Source organism: Prevotellamassilia timonensis (assembly GCF_900106785.1).
Taxonomy (GTDB): Bacteria; Bacteroidota; Bacteroidia; order Bacteroidales; family Bacteroidaceae; genus Alloprevotella; species Alloprevotella timonensis.
In genome coordinates this window covers 730257-752501 of record NZ_LT629845.1, presented here as the reverse complement: position 1 = coordinate 752501, position 22245 = coordinate 730257, and the positions used below count along the sequence as shown (strand labels likewise).

At 42.8% G+C, this 22245-nt stretch carries 13 protein-coding genes; 8 read left to right on the top strand and 5 right to left on the bottom strand.

Annotation, left to right across the window (positions count from 1 at the left end; translation table 11 throughout):
* Position 1 precedes the first annotated feature (1 nt).
* The 5 genes from BQ5453_RS11575 to BQ5453_RS11555 all read right to left on the bottom strand — a co-directional run bounded on the left by BQ5453_RS11575 (position 2) and on the right by BQ5453_RS11555 (position 7482).
* Positions 2–1192: an O-antigen polymerase gene (locus BQ5453_RS11575; RefSeq protein WP_083361221.1), complete on the bottom strand. Its 1191-nt coding sequence runs from the start codon at positions 1190–1192 to the stop codon at positions 2–4.
* Positions 1180–2457 carry a flippase gene (locus BQ5453_RS11570; protein WP_071123317.1) on the bottom strand — a complete coding sequence of 426 codons (1278 nt, stop codon included), beginning with the start codon at positions 2455–2457 and terminating at the stop codon, positions 1180–1182. The genes BQ5453_RS11575 and BQ5453_RS11570 overlap by 13 nt, the downstream gene beginning before the upstream one ends.
* 25 nt (positions 2458–2482) lie before the next feature.
* Positions 2483–3550 carry a Wzz/FepE/Etk N-terminal domain-containing protein gene (locus BQ5453_RS11565; RefSeq protein WP_071123316.1) on the bottom strand — a complete coding sequence of 356 codons (1068 nt, stop codon included), beginning with the start codon at positions 3548–3550 and terminating at the stop codon, positions 2483–2485.
* A 148-nt stretch (positions 3551–3698) separates the two neighbouring features.
* Entirely contained in the window at positions 3699–4793 is a 1095-nt protein-coding gene (locus tag BQ5453_RS11560) for an MraY family glycosyltransferase (RefSeq protein ID WP_143033397.1), read from the bottom strand.
* 160 nt (positions 4794–4953) lie between these two features.
* Positions 4954–7482 carry an SLBB domain-containing protein gene (locus tag BQ5453_RS11555; protein WP_022102467.1) on the bottom strand — a complete coding sequence of 843 codons (2529 nt, stop codon included), beginning with the start codon at positions 7480–7482 and terminating at the stop codon, positions 4954–4956.
* A gap of 630 nt (positions 7483–8112) precedes the next feature.
* On the opposite strand from BQ5453_RS11555, the gene BQ5453_RS11550 reads away from it, so the two are divergent.
* From BQ5453_RS11550 to tamL, 8 genes are all read left to right on the top strand, one after another.
* Positions 8113–10644 (top strand): ATP-dependent Clp protease ATP-binding subunit, encoded by a 2532-nt coding sequence (locus tag BQ5453_RS11550; protein WP_071123314.1) that lies wholly within the window; start codon positions 8113–8115, stop codon positions 10642–10644.
* 19 nt (positions 10645–10663) lie between these two features.
* Positions 10664–11215: a dTDP-4-dehydrorhamnose 3,5-epimerase gene (gene rfbC / locus BQ5453_RS11545; protein WP_022102465.1), complete on the top strand. Its 552-nt coding sequence runs from the start codon at positions 10664–10666 to the stop codon at positions 11213–11215.
* Positions 11216–11291: 76 nt separating this feature from the next.
* Entirely contained in the window at positions 11292–13073 is a 1782-nt protein-coding gene (lepA, locus tag BQ5453_RS11540; protein WP_022102464.1) for a translation elongation factor 4, read from the top strand.
* Positions 13074–13111: 38 nt separating this feature from the next.
* Positions 13112–13771, top strand: coding sequence for a cell division ATP-binding protein FtsE (locus tag BQ5453_RS11535; RefSeq protein WP_022102463.1), 660 nt, complete (start codon positions 13112–13114; stop codon positions 13769–13771).
* A 58-nt stretch (positions 13772–13829) separates the two neighbouring features.
* Entirely contained in the window at positions 13830–15164 is a 1335-nt protein-coding gene (locus BQ5453_RS11530) for an aspartate kinase (RefSeq protein ID WP_071123313.1), read from the top strand.
* Positions 15161–16330, top strand: a complete 1170-nt coding sequence (gene lysA / locus BQ5453_RS11525; RefSeq protein ID WP_071123312.1) for a diaminopimelate decarboxylase — start codon at positions 15161–15163, stop codon at positions 16328–16330. The genes BQ5453_RS11530 and lysA overlap by 4 nt, the downstream gene beginning before the upstream one ends.
* Before the next feature lie 1008 nt (positions 16331–17338).
* On the top strand, positions 17339–19588 hold the full coding sequence (locus tag BQ5453_RS11520; RefSeq protein ID WP_071123311.1) for an inorganic phosphate transporter: 2250 nt from the start codon (positions 17339–17341) through the stop codon (positions 19586–19588).
* A gap of 187 nt (positions 19589–19775) precedes the next feature.
* Positions 19776–22118, top strand: a complete 2343-nt coding sequence (gene tamL, locus BQ5453_RS11515; protein ID WP_458692639.1) for a translocation and assembly module lipoprotein TamL — start codon at positions 19776–19778, stop codon at positions 22116–22118.
* The last annotated feature ends 127 nt before the right edge of the window (positions 22119–22245 follow it).

The window sequence follows — 22245 nt, the reverse complement described above, 5'->3', positions numbered from 1 at the left end:
TTTAAGATCCAATTCCAAATTTTTCATTTTGTCTGTCTGTAATAAGGAATGGAAGTACTGCAAAGAATAAATATTGCAGGAACATAGACAGATTGGTGAATATGAATTCTCCTATAAACTCCATCAACACAAATGTCAACAATATGGCGTAAAGTATCAGTTCGAATTTTCCACCAGTGCGTGCTTTTTTATATAAAGCACCATATATGGCACCATATATCATAGAGAATACAAACACACCCACTAATCCGAAATCTTCATAAAATGGATAGAGATTTGTATACGTATTTGTTGCATTGGGAACATTTACAAATTCGAGGATGACTCCAGTTGGCTCATGGCACAAGCCTAAACTGTGACCAATGGCATATAGTAATCTGAATGTATGTTCGCCAAATTGGACAGCCGAATCTGGAGCCGCAAAATAGTCAAAAGCCACAATACTGCTCGATAAATAGGTTGCCAGAAAATTATTTGTTTCCATATCTTCACCTACAGCACGCGCGTTTTGGACAACGAAACTCAAAACGACAAACGCTATCAAGCCCAAGAACATGTGTTTAATCCTAATATATTTGCAATAATAGCATATATACAATGATGAGAACATCACGCTTAGGAATACGGTCTTGGACATTGTAACCGTAGCGAAGAGTAGATTCATGAATAAGACTATGCCAATGAGCCATTTCTTCTTGAAATAAAGGTATGAGAAGAATAACATCACAAATGCCAACGATGTGAAATATATCAAGATGCCGAGATCTGGCATCTCAATTTCTTCATCTATTCCCGTATTCAAAATTCGCATATAGCGAAATATGTTTTCAGGTTCAGTAGTAAACGCTTGCCAAATAATTTTACCGCATACCACGGGAATGGCTGTAATAGTTATGATAAAATAGGCTCGAAGCACAAATTTGTTAGGCTGACGCTTGACGGACGCGGGCGATGCTGGGGCAACATACTTATCACAGACTACCGACAATACAAAATATCCTACCAACCACAATGACAGAGCAAGTGGAAAATCATGAGTGACTGGATAAAAGTTGTTAGGCAAAAGATAATATATAAGTAGAGCAATAAGCCACACACCTGGTCCAGCCACATAAGGGGCAAATATATCTCTTGAGATATACAGCCCCAACAATGTAAGCATCAATGTTAATAATAAAACTATGATAAGCATAGACCGATATTCTTTTTGAAATTATATGCCATCAGTACTGCGACAAGCAATTCTGTTGCGCTCACTGTGATACAGGCACCTATAGCACCCAACCATGGTGTCAGGACAAACATCATTATTATGGCAGCTAATGCTGCGATAAAATAAACGTCACGAAATTTATTGCTTGTATATTTGTTGCCCAAAGCAACGAGTCCCATCTGCCCGAACACACCGCCAAAACCTATAGCCAGAGGCGCAATAGCCAGTATTTTAAGATATACATCTATACCTGCATAATCATGCCCCAACAGGTTTGGCAAATAGACGCCCCCGAAAAATAGGAATGCCGACACACAGCACATGACAAGAATAACCATAAGCATTACCTGCTTAAATAGCCTCGCCGCCAAATCTTTTCCTTTTACAGCCAAAGCACTGATTTTGGGAAAGAAAACTTGATTGAGCGGTACATATAATAAGAAACACAGAGCACGCATGATACGGTCGGCCGAAGCATATTTTCCAACCTCCGACGTAGTACAGTAAAAGCCAAGTACTATTACAATCAGCTGAGTGTATACGCTGGTTGAAGCTGTAGAGAGAAACAGAGGGAAACTTTCGGCAAGTTCTTCCTTTATGCCTTTCCACGATGGGGTATGCCACTGCACCAATCTTTTACGATATATGTAAATGTTTGAGATGATAGCAGTGCCAACAAACACCACTGCCTGTAAGAAGGCAGCAAGGGAACAATCGTCCGGTGTCTTTACAAACACGAATATGAGCGGTAACAGTGCCAATTTTGACAATGTGTTCATCACAGAAAAGAAACGTATATATCCCTTTCCCTGAAAGAACCACATAAACGTGAAAGTCGAACCCAAGAGCATAGGCCATGTGGCCCAAATGGCTTGACTATACAACTGGAATGTTGGTACAGTCAGCATCAGCACAAGCAATATGACCGATGAAACTACCAAGAGTAACGACTTTGCCGCAAGAACATTCCAAAAGACCTCATTGCATTTATCTACATCGTCGTTAGCCTGTGCTATACGTTTTGTAGCAGAAAGATTGAATCCAAAGTCAACAATCAGAACCAAATACTGAATGACCGAAAGTGAGAAGCCTACAAAACCATAGCCTTCCGCTCCCAATTTTATCATTAGGAACGGCATTACAAACAATGGAAGCAACTGATTGGCACCTTGTAGTATTATAAGATATATAGTATCGGTTAGTTCCCGTCCGTTGCTCTTTACAGCATTCAAACTCAGTCTCATGCAGATGGCTATAAATAGGTATGTTTTAGTTTGCTTGCTTCTTTTTCAACATGTCACGCATTAAAATCCAACAGACACTTCCGAAGAAAGAGAGCATTGTGAAAGCTAATATCGTAAAAACTCTTTTTGGACCACAAGGCTTTTGAGGGACTGTGGCCGGCTGGATAGTGGTGTAGACTGGCGTACGCTCTTGCAATTTCATCTTAGCAAGTTGCAACTGCTGTGCACACTGCGAGTAGGTGTTAAAAGCAAGCTGCATTTCGTTTTCCAATCTGTCTTGCACCTGTTGGTACGAAGTCAGTGTCACATCTTCATGCGTATCACAAAAGGCTGCATAATCTGTTTGTGATTTGATGTATTTGTCGTAAGCGTTCTTTGCGATGGCTTCGCTATATGTTACGTCCTTTCGCGCTTTGTTTGTTCTGTAACGTGTGATATACGTTTGCAAGCGCTTGCACACCAAATCTGCTATCTGTTGTGCCACATCAGCATCTTGCACTTCAACACGTACGGTTATCATATCCGTCTTTTTGTCGACCATACACATAATAGCGCCACTAAGATCGTCCACGACCTTTTGCTGTTTCTTAGATATGTGCGTTGGATTTATATTGAAATTATCAACGTCGCTACTATCCTTTTTCTCCTCGCCCTTTGGCATCATTTTCGCCCACCAAGCTTTCTGCTGTTTGTCACGAAAGTAAACATAAACATTTGTTTTACTCTTAGTGCGCTTACAGGTAACTTGATCTTTAAGCAATTCAGCTAAGAATACAGTTGACGATACAACTTTAGGATAGAATTCAGGATATATGGCATCTTGATTGCCCATGTCGCCCATTTTAATACCTGCCATTGAGGCAAGAGATCCCAAGTTGCCCGATATACCTCCCGAAGATGACGAAGTTTCGGGAAGGAGTGTACACTCTGATTCATACACTCGCGGCAGACTAAAAATGTAGACGGCAGCTATAGCTATTACCACAACCATTGTAATAATGATTGTTTTCCAACCGCGAATAATCAATTGCAGCACGTGGGCAAAGCGCACGGCTATAGAATCAGAGGACTGCGGTATGTTGTTTGTTTCCATATCAAATTAAATGTTCTTTAGTCAACACGTTATTTGTTCTCAACAGATAGTAAAAAACGCATTGTTGCAAAGTTAGTAAATAAATTCTAACGGGTCGTTTCGTTTGTAGGGAAATCCTAATTGGCGTTCCAAAAGAGCGATCAATGTTTTATACATTACGTTTCTTTAGAAGTATAACGACAAGTACATATACGGCCACATTAAGTAAGACGATAAGCGTTGTCGGAACCGATAAGTACTTAAACAGTACCAAATTCAATAAGTCGAATGCAAATTGCAGTGACAAAATGAAAGCCAATGCTTTGTGCATAGACATACCTGCGGCCATACAAAGATGATGGATATGCCGCTTGTCAGGTGTGAACATTCCCTTGCCAATCGACACGCGTTCTATTGCCACTCGAATTAAATCTAATACAGGAACCAGCACCAATGTATATGCTACCAATATAGGACATGACTGCACGGGAAAAACCTGCGGGTTGTACATACTGTACTTAATGGATAAATATGTTATTGAGTAACCCAATATCAAACTTCCAGTATCCCCCATGAAGGTTTTAGTAAACTTCTCAGCATTTCCAAAAAGGTTGAAGTACATAAATGCCATCATGGTTCCCAATAGTCCCATAGAGAAAACCGTAAAAACCACGCTACCAAGACTTGCAAACAAGTATGAATAAACGCCCAATGCAATGACGCCAAGCCCAGAGGCTAATCCATCTATACCGTCTATCAGATTAAACGCATTGATTATTAGTAATGAAAGCAATATCGTTAATGGATAGCCAACCCATGTTGATATCTCGTAAATGCCACAAAAACCGTACAGGTTATTTATGTACAAATGGCAAAATGGCATAAAGAATGATGCCACCAGCTGGGTGCCAAACTTTATTTTTGCATCGAGACCTAAAATATCATCTAATAAGCCAATGATATATATCAAGAACATACCAAAGAACAGGAATAATGCTGGCTCGGCCATAGATGGCAGCCAATTATCCTTCAGCGCCATCATTACAAGAATAGAAACACCTATGCCAATAACCGTTGCTGGTGCAAATAACACACCACCCAATCGCGGAATTTTGTTGTGATGAATCTTTCGTTCGTTGGGCATGTCAAACAATCCACGTTCTTGACAAAAACGCAAAAGTAGCGGCATGGATATTACCGTTACCAGTGCACTAACTAACATGGTTATAATAGGATAAAATAAAAGCATAATCGCAAGTTTCAAAAGAAGAAGTGTACATGTGCGGCACACCAACTAATCTATTATTGTATAAGTATATATTGTGTTCGTGCCTGTATTATAGTCTCATAAATTCGGTTCTGCATACTTATGTATTGTACTACAGAACCGAATTTATGATTATTGCATTTATCTCAAGTTGATGTTATTTCACGAGTGTCGCAATAACGGTTCCCAATGTAGCTGTCATTGATCCCAAAGATAATATCTCACCAAACGACAGGCGTTGCTTTTTACCCTTAGCCGGAACTACTATGGTGCAACCAGGCGTAATATCTTTTGCAGATTTAACTCGAGTAACCGTACCATTCATGTTTACAGCAAATACGCGATTCGTTTTAGCGCGTAATCCGTAGCCACCCGATTGATTGATGTAGTATGACAAGCTTGCACCTTCCTTATAAGCGACTGAATTAGGATACATTACTTGTCCATTGATTGTAATGGTGTTATTATATTGTGGAATAACTAATCGGTCGCCCTCGCGCAATACCAAATCCCATTGATCCGAACCAGGATTCTTCATTGCTTGGTCAAGGTTAATTCCGACCATTTGTGTATTACTCATCTCGATGCGTTTCATATCCAACGAGTCACTCACGGCCAGTTTTACCAATGATTGTTGTTTAATTCGTTCTGCCTGTGTCAAAGTGCGCTCAAGATGAGCGCCCTTGGCATAAGCCTCATTTGTCAAACCACCAGCCTCGCGCACTAAATCGCTCAAACGCATACCCTTATTACGAAGCGTGTATACACCCGCAAAAGTGATTTCACCTTCTATTGACACATGCTGTTGAGGCACATAACCTGGTGAACGACGCACATACACTTCGTCAAAAGGTTCAAGAATGAAGCCCGGCGTGCCATCTATTACGAATCCATCTTTAAGTGAAAAACTGAAAGTCTGCGCCACCTGTGTTCCTGAATGATCAGCCTCTTGGTTACGTAGGCGACGCGACACGTCCACCTTGATGAGCGATGCGGCATCTTTAAGTCCACCAGCTTGCAAAATAAAGGTTTCCAACGATGTATTCTCTGCGTAATTATACACGCCAGGGTAGTTAATCTCGCCGATAATCGATAACGTGCGTTCTTCCTGCATCAGTTTTGTTGAAGGAATAAAGAATACGTCCTCGTTCTTCAGCGTGATGTCTGCTACCGAATGATCCATTATACCCTTTACATCTACGTCAATAACCTCCAATGTACGGTCTTCCTTCATTCTGTGAATAAACGCACGGGTTGTGAAGGCATCTTCGCTCAAACCACCTGCAGCCTCTATCAATTGACGAATCGTTGTGATATTGCCGTCCATCTGATATTTACCAGGACGCATTACGGCACCTTTTATTTCTACCATATTGCGATAACGTTGCAGCGTACTGTCCACCGAGACAGAATCGCCGTCAGCCAAATGGAACGAATTGCGTTCGAACTCATCGATGGAGTAGACAGAAAGTTCGCCGCCAGCTTTGCGCATCAAATTTATATTGCCTTGATAGGCATCACCGGTAAATCCACCAGCATACTTGATGAGCGTACCCACACTTTCCTTCTCTTTCATTTCGTAGTACATGGGGCGCTTTACCTTACCTGTAATATTGACAAGACACTCATAGGCACCGACTACAATCACGTCACCCGAAGCCAAACGCACATTACCCTTCATGTTTCCATTCAAAATGTAATCATAGATGTCGCATGTTGAAATCAAACGCTTGTTTCGAAAGATCTTGATGTTACGTAGTGTACCAATGTCATTTGTACCACCTGCCATATATAAAGCATTAAACACGGTGGCAAAAGCCGAAAGTGTATAAGTGCCGGGCACTTGCACCTCGCCCATGACGTCTACTGTAATGGTCTTGGTTTGTCCCACGGTCAGACGAATATTAGACCCGCCATAGCGTTTACCAAGTGTTGCACGCAGCCTATGATTAGCTTGTGCCACTGTAAGCCCATCTACATCAACCGGCCCGTAATTTTCAATATTTATCGTTCCATCGGGCGAAACTGTACTTTCAAAACGTTGCTGTGAGGCACCCCATACATCAACATATACAGCATCACCTGGCCCCAAGCGATAATCTTGTGGCGTTGCAATATTCATATTGGGTTCAAAGCTCAACTTACGGTTGTTGAAGATGTTGCGCCCAAAGACCTCTATTTTTTTCTTTTTCTTTGTTTCGCGCAGTTCATCTTCTGGCAATTTCAAATTCTCAAGAGAATCTGGAAGCAAGTCTTCCATTTCGTCCAGATATTCGCTTTTCTGTTCACGTTTGTAGCGTTTCAACTGGACGGCAGACATACTACTTTCATCTACACGCACCGAAGCGCCTTCACGTTGCGACATGCCTTCAAGCTTCTCCTCTCGTTTATCACCATTATTTTTACGAGTGCGATCATTGCCGGTTGATTTACCACTTATGTCGCGTGCACCTACAACAGTGCCTTTTTTCTGCTTTTCGTAATTTGTGCGAATGCGCCTAATTTGGTCAATACTAACCCCTCGCTCGATCAGTTTGGTAACAATTTGATCTCGCGATGTGCCTCGCTCGTTTTCACGTATCATGAACTGCATAACTTGGCTGTCAGTCATGCCTGATTGCGCAATCATAGGAAGCGATACACTAATAGATAGCGCGAGGAATAATGCAAACTTCTTAAGTGTCATGTATTAATAGTTGTCTTTTTCGTTTTTTACTTTAATATCTATTTTTGCCAAACACGTCTAAACACCTCAACTGTCATCGCAGTGCTTGCAGCATAATTAAAACGTGTGTATCACAAAAATATTGCAAATATACAAAACTATTTCCAAGGATTAGAGTTGTTTAGGTCTAAATCAACGATCAGACCACACAAAAGCTCATAAAAGCAAACAAAGCACAAGTTTGATGGAGCCACGTGCATTAACTGGCACATGCTATTTTATGCTTTCCCCTGTCAAGATATATTTAATCATGTACAACGAGTGCCCTTTCACGTGCAAAAACATTGAAAAATCCACATAATCATATTAATGTAATACTTTATTACAAGTTATAAATGACGTTGTGTATCAGACAGGACAAAACAACATAAAGCAGCTTAGATGTTAAGTAGCATCGCTCTTTAACGTAAGTCTAAAACGGGAAAAATTACTTGAACTTCAATTAAAGATGTCGTTTCTTTCTTTCAAACACTTTGTTTATATAATCGCAAATGTTAACTTTGCAATCTGAACAATGTGTCATAATGACTTTGGCATGAAGTATGCATACGTCATACAAAACACATACAAACAACACAATAGCTAATAATTATGAGTTACGAAATACCTGCGGGTACAGCCCGTATCATCAATCAGAGCAAAAACATCGCCATTCAGTTTAATCTACTGCGTGTGAGTTCGCTCTGCCTTTTGCTAAGTGCAATAGAGAATGAACGAGTGCAGTTAATGCTCAAGAAAATGAATATTGACACCGAGAAACTTGAAAGCGAAATTAAAAAAGTATTGAGTAGCCACAAAGAATTGGTTGGTGAAGAAAACTCGGTACAACCGCAGACATATAACAGCGACGATATACCACTTGATGCCGATTGCACTCGCGTCATGAAGTTGGTCGTACTTGAAGACAAGTTAGCCAATGGAAAGAAAGAAAGTTCAGAGTTGGTGCTTCTTGCTCTGTTGCACGACAGACAAAATGAGGCGAAGAAATTACTCGCAGATTTTGGTGCCGATTATGCTAAATTGCAAGAAGAAAGTGCAGCCAACAAAGTGTCAGATGATTTTAGCTTTCCAAATGAGGACGATTCACCCTACCCTAACGACAATTCGAGTGAAGGTAGCAACATGAACAGCCAGGCAAAAGAGAATGTCAGAACAAAATCGAATAGCGACACCCCTGTTATTGATAATTTCGGCACAGATCTTACCGCCGTAGCAGCAAAGGGCGGCCTGGACCCAGTTGTTGGTCGTGAAAAGGAAATCCTGCGTGTTGTACAAATCCTTTGCCGACGCAAAAAGAACAATCCTATAATCATAGGCAAACCAGGCGTGGGCAAAAGTGCTATAGTTGAAGGCTTGGCCGATCAAATAGCCCATCATCGCGTCCCACATCTGTTGACCAACAAACGTATAGTGGCACTTAATATGGCTACAATCGTTGCTGGCACGCAGTATAGAGGCCAATTCGAAGAACGATTGCGACGACTCATCAAAGAACTTAAAGCACACCCCGAAATTGTTTTATTCATAGACGAGATACATACTATTATTGGCGCAGGATCTGCACCTGGTAGCCTTGACGCAGCAAATATACTGAAACCAGCGTTGGCTCGTGGCGAAGTACAATGTATTGGTGCCACAACGACCAATGAGTTCAAAAAGACAATCGAAAAAGATGGCGCGCTTGACAGGCGTTTCCAAAAAGTAATGCTTGAACCAACAACTCAAGAGGAGACGCTGACCATTTTGCATAACATCAAAGGCCGCTACGAGCAACATCACAATGTGTCGTATACCGATGATGCTCTGAAAGCTTGTGTAGACCTCACATCGCGTTATATTACAGACAGAGCTCTACCTGACAAAGCCATTGATGCAATGGACGAAGCTGGAGCACGTATGCATTTAGAAGGTGCAGGAACGCCAAAGTTTATTGAAGAAAAAGAGAAAGATATAGAATCGTTGCGCAGCCAAAAGCAACAAGCTGCTCAAGACCAAAACTATGAACTTGCCGCTAACTTGCGCGATCAAGTGCAAACGCTAACAATCGAACTTGAAAGAATGACACAAGAATGGCAGGCGCAGCAACAAGAGAATCCTGCCGAAGTGAACGAAAACGTAGTAGCAGAAGTTGTGTCTATGATGAGTGGCGTACCCGCTACCCGTGTTGCCGCTAACGAGACTGAAAGGCTCAAGGGTATGCGACAAACGTTAAACGCCCGCGTTATAGCACAGGACAAGGCGGTTGAACGCCTTACACGCGCTATAACACGTAGCAGAATTGGTCTTAAAGGCAATGATCGTCCCATTGGCACATTTCTGTTCGTAGGACCGACAGGTGTTGGTAAGACGCATTTGGTAAAATGTCTTGCAGAGCAGATGTTCGGCTCGAAAGATGCACTTATTCGAATAGACATGAGCGAATACGGTGAGAAATATAGCGTGAGCCGCTTGGTAGGCGCCCCTCCTGGATACGTTGGATATGAAGAGGGCGGACAACTTACTGAACGCGTACGTCGCCACCCCTACTCGGTTATCTTATTAGACGAAATAGAGAAAGCTCATAGTGACGTGTTCAACACGCTGCTTCAAGTAATGGACGAGGGACGCTTGACCGATGGTAACGGCACTACGGTTGATTTTCGCAACACTATCATTATTCTTACCTCGAATAGCGGTACACGCCAATTGCGTGAATTTGGTAATGGATTGGGATTTGAGCGTGTTGCTGGCGAAATTTCAGGTGAAGCGGCAGAAAGTATCGTACTTAAAGCCCTTCGTAAGCAATTTGCGCCAGAATTTCTGAACAGGTTGGACGACATTATCATGTTTAATCCCCTAAATAGTGATAGTGCACTTAAAATTGCAGACTTGGAATTGCAGGATCTGTCCAAACGATTGGGCCACAATGGATATACGCTTCATTTAGATAACGATGTGCGGGATTTCCTTGTAAAGAAAGGCTTTGACGCACAGTATGGAGCGCGCTCACTCAAACGATCTATACAGCATCATTTGGAAGACGCCTTATGCGACTACATGATGGAACACCCCGAACAAAAAGATTTTACAGCTAAAGTCAGTGACGATAAAATTGTGGTTGCCGGACTTACAAGTGCAATATAAAATATGAATTAACATCATCATGGAATATATCAAGACAAACATACCTGATGTGTGGATATTGGAGCCACGCGTCTTTGAGGACTCTCGCGGTTATTTTATGGAAACATGGCGCGAGGAGGATTTTAATAAACATATTGGCCATGACGTACACTTCGTACAAGATAACCAATCAATGTCGAGCCGCGGTGTATTACGTGGGCTGCATTTTCAGAAGGGCGAAGCTTCACAAGCCAAATTGGTAAGAGTTCTGCAAGGTACAGTTGTAGATGTGGCTGTAGATCTTCGCAAGAATTCGCCAACTTTTGGTAAATATGTCATGGTAGAATTGTCTGATGAGAACAAACGTCAGCTGTTCATACCCAGAGGATTTGCACACGGGTTCCAAGTACTGAGCGATACTGCTGTGTTCACATATAAGGTAGATAATCGCTATGCCCCCGAAACTGAATGCTCTATACACTATGCAGATCCTTCCATTGGCATAGATTGGCCTATAAAGGGAGCAGAAGTCGTGCTCAGCGACAAGGACTTGAAACATGCTGTCAGCTTTGACGAAGCAGATAAGTTTTGACAATGGTACAAATTACCATACAATCCCTTTTTCTCTACACAACAAACGAATTACAACAACTCATTCCTGAAAAGAAATGAAACACATACGCAACTTTTGCATTATTGCGCACATAGACCATGGCAAGAGCACTCTGGCCGACCGGCTGCTTGAGCACACTCAAACTGTAAAGGTGACTGAGGGGCAAATGCTTGATGATATGGATTTGGAACGCGAACGCGGTATCACTATCAAGAGCCATGCTATTCAGATGGAATACACATATAAGGATGAGACATTTCATCTAAACCTTATAGATACTCCGGGGCACGTGGACTTTGCCTACGAAGTGTCGCGAAGCATAGCTGCGTGTGAAGGTTGTTTGCTTTTGGTTGACTCTACACAAGGCGTACAGGCTCAAACTATCTCAAATCTGTATATGGCCATCGAGCACAATCTTGAAATAATTCCTGTGCTCAGTAAGTGCGATATGGTCAACTCTATGCCAGAGGAGGTTGAGGACGAAATTATAGATTTATTAGGTTGCAAGCGCGAAGAAATCATTCGTGCATCGGGTAAAACAGGTGAAGGTGTTGACGATATCCTCAACGCTGTAATTGAACGCATTCCCTCCCCCACCGGTGACGAAAAAGCCCCGTTACAAGCACTCATCTTCGACTCTGTATTCAACCCATTCCGCGGAATAATAGCTTATTTCAAGATAGTCAACGGCAGTATACACAAGGACGAAGATGTCATTTTTGTAAATACGCAAAAGAGCTACCATGCTGATGAAATTGGCGTCCTCAAAATGGATTTGTCGCCACGCAAGGAACTGCACTGCGGCGATGTTGGCTATATCGTAAGCGGTATAAAGACAGCTACCGAGGTTAAAGTGGGAGATACTATTACGTCAGTAGCTAATCCTTGCAAAAAGGCTATCGAAGGCTTTGAAGAGGTTAAACCTATGGTCTTTGCAGGCGTTTACCCAATTGAAACAGAGGATTTTGAACAACTTCGAGCCAGTTTGGAAAAACTGCAGCTTAATGATGCCTCACTCACATTCCAACCGGAGTCGTCTGTCGCACTTGGATTTGGTTTCAGATGTGGATTTTTAGGGCTTCTACACATGGAAATTGTGCAAGAACGCCTTGATCGCGAATTCAACATGAATGTTATCACAACCGTGCCTAATGTAAGTTACAACATTTACGACAAGCATGGCGAAATGAAGGAAGTTCATAATCCGGCAGGAATGCCAGATCAAACAGAAATTGACCACATAGAAGAACCATACATTCGTGCATCAATTATTACACGTACCGAATATATAGGAAACATCATGACATTGTGTCTTGGCAAGCGTGGAGAATTGGTTAAGCAAGAATATGTTTCGGGAGACCGTGTCGAATTATATTACGATATGCCTCTGGCCGAAATCGTGATAGACTTCTATGACAAACTGAAGAGCATCTCAAAGGGGTATGCTTCATTTGACTACCACCCCATCGGTTTCAGACCATCTAAACTCGTTAAACTTGACATTCTGCTTAATGGCGAACCCGTTGATGCCCTTTCGACATTGACACATGTTGACAATTCGGTATACTTCGGTCGTCGTATGTGCGAGAAACTGAAGGAATTATTGCCACGCCAGCAATTTGATATTGCCATTCAGGCCGCTATAGGTGCTAAAATCATTGCACGCGAAACCGTAAAGCAAGTGCGCAAGGACGTAACTGCAAAATGTTATGGCGGTGATATCAGCCGTAAACGTAAATTGCTCGAAAAACAAAAACGCGGCAAGAAGCGTATGAAAGAGATTGGTAACGTGCAGGTTCCCCAAAAGGCTTTCCTCGCAGTGTTGAAACTGGATTAAACAGGCTTTCGTAGTATCCCTTTGTAATATTATCAATTATGCTGATACAACTGCAAAATGTATCGTTACGACACGATGATCACCCCATACTCAATGGCGTAGATTTCTGTGTTGACGATAACGACTTTATTTATATTGTAGGCAAAGTCGGCAGCGGAAAAAGTTCGCTGCTAAAAGCCATATATGGCGAGTTGCCCATCACCGAAGGAAAGGCTCAAGTGCTAAATTACGACATGACCAAGCTCAAGCGTAAACACCTGCCCTTATTACGCCGTCAGTTGGGAATTGTTTTCCAAGATTTTCAGTTATTACACGAGTTAACAATCGGGCAAAACCTTGATTTCGTATTAAAAGCTACGGGCTGCAAAAAGAAGGAACGCCCTCAACGTATCAAAGAGGTTCTTGAGCGTGTGGAACTTTATGACAAATTGGACCGTTATCCGCATGAATTGTCTGGCGGCGAGCAACAACGTGTTTGTATTGCTCGAGCTTTGCTCAACAACCCCAAGATTGTGTTAGCAGACGAACCTATCGGCAACCTTGATCCCGAAACCAGTCGCCAAATAATGCGAATACTGCAGAGTGTACGCGAACAAGGTAGTGCTGTGGTTATGGTTACACACAACATGAACTTGCTGGAAGAATTCCCGGGTGTTGTATACCGCTGCAAAGATGGTAGCATTAGCGAAGAACAATAAGATAACTCTTACAAATTAAACAATAAACCTTTATAACCTCAATAAATACGCACACACAATGAAGATACTGAAATTTGGTGGCACATCAGTAGGAACGCCACAAAGAATGAAGGACGTTTGCCAGCTTATTACTGATGGAGAGCGCAAGATTGTAGTACTTTCTGCCATGTCGGGTACAACGAACTCGCTTGTTGAGATAGCCGACTACATCAAGAAGAAAAATCTTGAGGGCGCAGGCAGTGTTATCAATAAGCTGCGCACACTATACCGCACACATGTGTCAGAACTGTACAGCAAGCAGGAAAATGTTGAACATACAGACAACTTGCTCAACGACATTTTCATGCATTTGCACGACCTTACAACCAAACCTTATAGTACAGCTCTCGAAAAGGAGATTTTGGCACAAGGCGAATTGATGAGCACCAATATGGTGACTAACTATTTGAAAGAATGTGGCATTAAAGTAATGCTGATACCAGCGCTTGACTATATGCGCACTGACGCTAATAGCGAGCCGGATATGTCGTTTATAAGAGAAAACCTGAGCCACATACTTGAAAAGAATTCTGGCTACGACCTCTACATCACACAAGGATTTATCTGCCGCAATATCAATGGCGAAATAGACAACTTGCAACGTGGTGGTTCTGATTACACTGCATGCCTGATAGGTGCCGTACTTCATGCTGACGAAATACAAATTTGGACCGACATTGATGGTATGCACAATAACGACCCGCGCTTTGTTGAAGGTACAACACCTGTACGTCAACTTAATTTTGAAGAAGCCGCAGAATTAGCTTACTTCGGCGCTAAAATTCTGCACCCTACCTGCATTCAGCCAGCTCACTATGCAGGGGTGCCCGTGCGATTGCTTAACACAATGGACCCCTCTGCTCCTGGTACAATTATCAACGACCAGATGCAAAAAGGCACCATCAAAGCCGTCGCTGCTAAAGACAATATCACTGCCATCAAGATTGTCTCATCGCGTATGTTGCTTGCAACAGGTTTCTTGCACAAGCTTTTTGAAACATTTGAAGTAAACCATACTCCTGTTGATATGGTTACAACAAGCGAAGTCGGTGTAACCCTGACTATTGATAACAATGCACACTTGGCAAACATTGTTGAAGAACTGAAACAGTATGGCACAGTAAGCATTGACGAAAATATGTGCATCATCTGTGTGGTAGGTGATTTGCGTTGGGGTAATGTTGGATTTGAAACTTTAGTAACAGAAGCTTTAGCCAATATACCCGTGCGTATGATCTCATATGGCGGCAGCAATCACAACATTTCTTTCTTAATTCGTGAGCAAGATAAGAAAGCTGCATTGTGCGCTTTAAGCGAAAAACTCTTCAAAGACAAGAATACTGCTAAGAAATGACACACTTTCCTATACAAGACTTTTCTAAACTAAGCACCCCTTTTTATTACTACGATATTGATTGCCTGCTTAAGACCCTGCAAGTAATTGAGGACGAGACAAAAGGTAGACCCAATTTCCATGTCCACTACGCAGTCAAAGCAAATGCCAACCCGCGTATTCTGCAAATTATTGCACAACATGGTTTAGGTGCGGACTGCGTTTCAGGAGGCGAAATACTTGCTGCTTCTGAGGCTGGATTTGTTGGCAATAAAATCGTTTACGCCGGAGTTGGCAAAAGCGATTGGGAAATTCGTACGGCATTAGAGAAAGGCATACACAGTTTCAATGTAGAAAGTTTGCCCGAGCTTGATGTCATTAACCAAATAGCTGGCGAAATGGGCAAATGTGCACACGTTGCATTCAGAATTAACCCGAATGTTGATGCACACACTCATGCCAAAATAACCACCGGGCTTAATGAAAACAAATTTGGCATAGCCATGGAGGATATGGTTACAGCCATTCGACATGCGCAGGAGCTCGGAAACGTTAAGTATACAGGTCTGCATTTCCACATCGGAAGTCAAATATTGGATTTGTCAGTATATGTATCACTTTGCAACCGTATAAACGAATTGCAAAATATACTTGAGAGCGAAGGTATTGTAACTGATAATATCAACGTAGGTGGCGGACTTGGCATCGATTACGACAATCCAGACGGTAATCCTATTCCCGATTTCAAACAATACTTTGAATTATTCGAGAAGCATCTCCAGCTCCGTAATGGGCAACAATTACATTTTGAGTTGGGCCGTAGCGTCGTAGCGCAATGCGGTTCCCTTATAGCACGTACTTTATACGTAAAAGAGGGACACAGCAAGAAATTTGTGATTGTAGATGCAGGCTTTACCGAGCTGATACGTCCTGCAATGTACGGGTCACACCACTATACTGAAAACATTTCTGCCCAAGCAAGCAATTCCGAAAGTAAGACAGAAATCTATGACGTAGTTGGCCCTATATGCGAAAGTAGCGACGTGTTCAGTACAGGTGAGTCACTTTCCAAAACACACCGTGGTGATTTCATTGCATTTAGATCTGCCGGTGCTTATGGCGAAGTAATGGCTTCAACATACAACTGCAGGAAACTACCTGTAGCTGTGTATTCAGACAGCATCTAACAAACAAGAGTATCGTAATAATGTGCAAAAACAAGCATGTGCTCGATACGAGACGCTATTTTTTGATATAACAATCGTATAGTAGCTATTTAGCAGCAACCTTCACACTTAATAAAATTGCAGGCAAATCTACCTGCGAATTTATTATGTACGAAGGTTGCTGTTTCTTTTTTGTAAGGCCTCTCAGACGCATAAAAACAACAGGTGGTTTCATTATAAGTGCCTCCGAAACGCCCCCACCTCTTCACTCATAATATTTTTGCTAAAACTGTCTGCACTCTACACTTTTGCTTGTATCTTATTGATATTCAAGAGGTTAAGCAGTGCATACAACACCAGATTTTGTATGCACTACATCTGCACGCTTACCAACAAGCAGAAGATTTGTCTACACCATCTGTATAGCTTCATACGCATAAGTGCAGTACGTGCTGTGCCAATAAGGAATAACAGTTTAGGGAGAGCGTGAAAATAGTTGGAGCAACTGAAAATCTGTCCTCCCTATACTCGAGGGAAGCCTGCCCTATGCCGTAAGTACACACCATTATCTGCAACAGGTGTAGATAGTAGTGCATACTGATTTTCCATCCTTCTACACGCATTTATTCGTTGATTATCAGCGCATTAATATATATAAGTGTAGAGTGTAGACAGAAATAAGAAATGGCCTTTACGGACAGCAACGTATTTGTAACTACATCGCAAATTTTGAAATTTATCAGAACAAAATATGGCCGGCATTACGTTTGTAAAGTAAGAATAGCGCGGCATCATTTCATTGTTCCGTATGAGTTGCCGATTACAAAGTAACTGTATATACAGGATCCGAATAAGCTGGCCATGCTACCTGATAACATATTGATTTGATGACATGCCAACAACTTCGGCAAATACACAAAAGCATCGGCCGAGGCAAAAGAAAAGTAACAGAAACTTAACAAAACACTTTGTTCTTCGGCGATGATGTACTAATTTTGCAGCGTAACACATTATTTAGAACCCACGTATATGGATTTTTTCTATCTTGGAATTCTGATATTCCTGTTTGTACTGGCCACTTTCGACCTGTCTGTCGGTGTGGCAAATGATGCTGTCAATTTTTTAAGTCCGGCAGTAGGCGCTAAGGCAGCCAAGTTCCGCACCATTCTTATAGTAGCCGCAGTAGGCATATTTGTCGGTGCAAGCACCTCTAGCGGCATGATGGATATAGCCAGACATGGTGTGCTTAATCCCCACTACTACACGCTAAGTGATGTAATGTGCATATTCTTGGCAGTAGCTGCTACCGATGTTATTCTGCTCGACATATTCAATACGTTAGGCATGCCCACCTCAACCACGGTGTCTATGGTGTTTGGTTTGTTAGGCGGTAGCACAGCATTGGCTTTTTCAAAAATATTAGATGGAGGACACACTTACGCTGATCTCATCAACACGGATAAAGCACTAAGCGTGATTATAGGCATATTTCTGTCGGTTGCTATAGCCTTTGTCTTCGGTTTCATAGTGATGTGGATTACGCGTGTGCTGTTCACCTTTCAGTATAAAAAGCATTTGCGCTATAGCATAGCCCTGTTTGGTGGGGTAAGTGTTACGTCTATTTTCTATTTTTTGTTGGTGAGCGGGTTGCGCACAAGCCCTATTCTTGCAAACATTGGCTGGACTCCTGATTGGATAGACCAGAATAAATTTGAGATATTGTTGACATGCTTCTGTCTCTTCACAGCCCTGATGGAAGTTCTTTACCTATGCAAGGTAAACATATTTCGCATTGTAGTGTTGTTTGGAACATTTGCACTGGCAATGGCCTTTGCTGGCAACGACTTGGTAAACTTTATTGGTACGCCTTTAGCCGGTTTGGAGTCATTTATTGATTTTACGCAAAACGGTAGTGGTATCAATCCCGAAAACTATTCTGTGAGCGTGCTGGCCGGTGAAAGTCACCTGCCTTTTAAGCAGTTGTTCTTGATAGCTGCCGGGGTAGTCATGACCGTGGCAATCTGTACTTCAAAAAAAGCACACAAAGTAGTGGAGACAACCGTAAATCTGTCGCGACAGGACGAAGGTGAGGAAGTCTTTTCTTCATCACGATTGGCACGTCGCACGGTGCGTGGTGTACTCAATGCCACTAACACCATGTCTAAATATGTGCCCTCATGTGTGTCACGCTGGATTAACACCCGCTTTGACCAAGAGGACGCAGTGCTCGAAGATGGAGCAGCCTTTGACCAGGTGCGCGCTGCGGTTAATTTGGTATTAGCCGGTTTGCTGATTGTAGTGGGCACATCGCTGCAACTGCCGTTGTCAACCACCTACGTGGCATTTATGGTGGCCATGGGTTCATCATTGGCCGACAGAGCTTGGGGACGCGAAACTGCAGTATACCGCATTACCGGCGTAATTACCGTCATCGGTGGTTGGTTTATCACGGCTGGCGCGGCGCTTATCGTTAGTTTCCTGATTGCCACCATCAATCATTTAGGTGGTTTCTTTGCCATGATATTGGTAATGTGTGTAGTGGCACTCGTGGTCATCAACAACAATCGCAAATTCAAGCAAAAGCGAGAACAAGATAATGTGGACACACTCTTCCGTCAATTGGTACGCTGCCACGACAAGGCCGAAACGTGGCAACTGCTGTTACAGCATGTACGCCGCACACAAACTGACATATTAGAGTTTACGCGCAACACCTTCCGCAACATTACACAAGGACTGATGCACGAGAATATGAAATTTTTGCGCACAGCCTCGCATGACATTGAAAACGAGAAGGGCATTTGGAAACGTTACCGACGCAAGGAGATTCTCGGTATGCGCAAGATCGACTACCTTGTTGCGGTTGAAAAAAACACATGGTTCCACTTGGGTTGCAACAATGCCACCCAAATTATATATGGCCTGAAACGTATGTTGGAGCCATGTGTGGAACATGTTGACAACAACTTCAGCCCACTGCCACAAGATTATGTGGACGAGTTTATACCTGTATGCAATGACGTGGATCATTTTCTTGAGGTAGTACAACGCATGATTTCAACGGGCAACTTTGAAGGTGTGGACGAGCTGCTTGTAGAGGGTAATGCTATAAAGAGCCGTATATCACAAATACGACACGCACAGCAAGACCGCATACAGCGAGAGGATTCGAACATCAAAATTGCACTGCTATATCTTTCTACCTTGCAGGAGACGCAAGAACTTATGTCGGCCGCAAGGCATATTCTGCGTGCAAGCAAACGGTTCCAAACACAATAATATATTGAATTAGGAGTTAGGAAGTTAGGAGGTTAGAGGTTTAAGAAGTTTGTAGGCCTATAGGGTAAAGAGAAACCTTGGCTTATAGCACTCGCAAGAGTCACTTTTTAACCCGCTAACCTTCTAACTTCCTAATCATCTAACCTAATCGACCTTCAAATTACGCCAACCAAGCTTCACCCTAACTGTGCTTAATAATTATAAAAGACATATCCGTAACACGTCCATACTCATTCTGACTCTGTTGATGTGTGTGGGCTGCAGCTGCAAAAAGTTTTTGCAGCCAGGGCAACGTGTACTCAGCAACGTTAAGGTGACCAGTAGTAATAGCCGCTTTAAGGTGGACGCATATAAAAAATATGTGCATCAACATCCTAACACGCGGTGGTTCAACGTGTTCAAGGCACCATTAGGCCTATACTGTCTGTCGAAGGCAGACTCTGTGAAAGGGAATAAAGGCCTTTCAAAGTTCTTCAAGAAAATAGGTGAGCCCCCTGTTGTGTACGACAGCGAAGGCACACTCTATGGCATGCGCAACATCGAACAAGCCCTATACAGCGACGGCTATCTGCATGCACAAGTGGATACACTGGTACAGACGTCCAAGCACAAGGTTAAAGTGACGTACTGCATTACGCCCCGCGACCGCTATTATATAGACACTCTGCGATACGACTTTGACGATGACACAATATACAGCATTTACAAGGGCGACTCGGCCAATTCTTTGCTTCGTCGCGGTATGCCACTTAACTTGAATGTACTGTCAGAAGAACGCAGTCGCATGGTAAAGATGTTGCGTCAGAAGGGATATTACTTCGTAAATAACGACTTCATAACCTATGACATTGACACGCTAAGGGGAATAACTGCCACAAATGTGACACTGAGAATGCACCGTCCCGAAATGGCTGACAGTAGCCGTTCATACACAAGACAGAGATTTAGGCAGGTGTATATTACTCAGTTCCGTACCATTGGCGAGGATAGTGTGGCTGCATCAAATAGTGCGCTAACTAATTACCGGGGCATTATGTTTGACACACGTCAGCTGAAGGTGAATAAACGCGTACTGCTTTCGCACACAGCTATCAACAAGGGTGCAGTGTATGACGAAACTGACGTGCAAAACACGTACAACAATCTGAACTCATTGCCAGTAGTTAAATTTACCAATATGCAGGTAGTCCCTGTAACGGGCACGGACAGTTTGCTTGACTGCAACATATCGCTTAGATATAATAAAACCAACTCGATAGGTTTGGAGGTAGAGGGAACCAACACCTCAGGCGATTTGGGAGCAGCGGTGGCATTGTCGTATAACAACCGCAATGCTTTCAAAGGCTCTGAAATGCTGACTTTCAAGTTGCGCGGCGCCTACGAGGCTATCAGCGGATTGGAAGGGTATAATAATCAAAATTACTTTGAGCTGAGCGCTGAGGGTAACCTGCGCTTCCCCACCCTTCTATTACCTTTTTTGAGTATTGAAAAAAAGAAAGAGATGAAGGCGCTCTCGCAGGTAAGCTTGATGTATAACACACAAGACCGCCCCGAATTTCACCGGCGCGTACTGACTGCAGCTTGGACCTATACCTGGAACAGAACCAATACACCACGTTGGGTACACAATTTCGACCTACTTTCGGTTAACTATGTGTATATGCCTTGGATATCGGATACCTTCAAAAAGGATTATTTGGACGGAGAAGATGCCCGATACTCGGTACTGAGAAGCAGTTACGAGAATTTGTTTATCGTAAAAACAGCCTACTCACTTACCTACAACTCTCAACGCAACAATGCGAATGGAAGTAATTACTCGCAATCGCTCACACAAGGGGTACAGGTTAAAGCTGGGGTGGAACTTGCTGGCAATGTGCTATATGGCATATCGAACATGCTGCACCGTGGCAAAGGTGACAATGGTTGCTACAACTTGTTCGGCATATCATATTCACAATATGCCAAATTCGATTTTGACTTTGTAAGGAGCTTGCTGCTGAATGACCGAAATGCTGTGGCCATACATTTTGGCTTTGGTCTGGGCATTCCGTATGGAAACTCTACCATACTGCCATATGAGAAGCGCTACTTTGCAGGCGGAGCTAACAGCGTACGCGGTTGGAACGTCCGCGGTTTGGGCCCTGGCGGGTATAAAGGCAAGGACGGAAAGGTTGACTTTGTAACTCAGACGGGTAACCTTAAACTTGACTTTAATGTTGAGTGGCGCACTTTCTTGTTCTGGAAACTGCACGGAGCCCTGTTTATTGATGCAGGTAATATCTGGAACACACGCCACTATGCCGGTATTGACAATGCTGTGTTTAAGTTTGACTCATTCTACAAACAAATAGCGGTGTCGTATGGACTGGGTATAAGGTTCGACTTTAATTACTTCATACTACGCTTTGACGGTGGAATGAAAGCGATTGACCCATCGGTGAGCAAAGGCCGGCTACACTACCCTATCACAAAGCCAAACTTTGGGCGAGACTTTACACTGCATTTTGCCGTAGGACTCCCATTCTGATGTGATATACAGTAACACCAATATTACACAGATGGGGGATATAACGGGCTTGCACTGCCGCTAAAAATGGCAACATTTGTACGCGATGGACAAGTATGCCCAACGAACACATTACAACCCGCCAAAC

What these genes read in the sequence shown, in the direction of transcription:
- BQ5453_RS11535 (WP_022102463.1), top strand. Translation starts at nt 13,112, where the DNA reads ATGCTGATACAACTGCAAAATGTATCGTTACGACACGATGATCACCCC.
- lepA (WP_022102464.1), top strand. Translation starts at nt 11,292, where the DNA reads ATGAAACACATACGCAACTTTTGCATTATTGCGCACATAGACCATGGC.
- BQ5453_RS11520 (WP_071123311.1), top strand. Translation starts at nt 17,339, where the DNA reads ATGGATTTTTTCTATCTTGGAATTCTGATATTCCTGTTTGTACTGGCC.
- BQ5453_RS11570 (WP_071123317.1), bottom strand. Translation starts at nt 2,457, where the DNA reads ATGAGACTGAGTTTGAATGCTGTAAAGAGCAACGGACGGGAACTAACC.
- BQ5453_RS11550 (WP_071123314.1), top strand. Translation starts at nt 8,113, where the DNA reads ATGAGTTACGAAATACCTGCGGGTACAGCCCGTATCATCAATCAGAGC.
- BQ5453_RS11565 (WP_071123316.1), bottom strand. Translation starts at nt 3,550, where the DNA reads ATGGAAACAAACAACATACCGCAGTCCTCTGATTCTATAGCCGTGCGC.
- BQ5453_RS11555 (WP_022102467.1), bottom strand. Translation starts at nt 7,482, where the DNA reads ATGACACTTAAGAAGTTTGCATTATTCCTCGCGCTATCTATTAGTGTA.
- BQ5453_RS11575 (WP_083361221.1), bottom strand. Translation starts at nt 1,192, where the DNA reads ATGCTTATCATAGTTTTATTATTAACATTGATGCTTACATTGTTGGGG.
- BQ5453_RS11530 (WP_071123313.1), top strand. Translation starts at nt 13,830, where the DNA reads ATGAAGATACTGAAATTTGGTGGCACATCAGTAGGAACGCCACAAAGA.
- lysA (WP_071123312.1), top strand. Translation starts at nt 15,161, where the DNA reads ATGACACACTTTCCTATACAAGACTTTTCTAAACTAAGCACCCCTTTT.
- rfbC (WP_022102465.1), top strand. Translation starts at nt 10,664, where the DNA reads ATGGAATATATCAAGACAAACATACCTGATGTGTGGATATTGGAGCCA.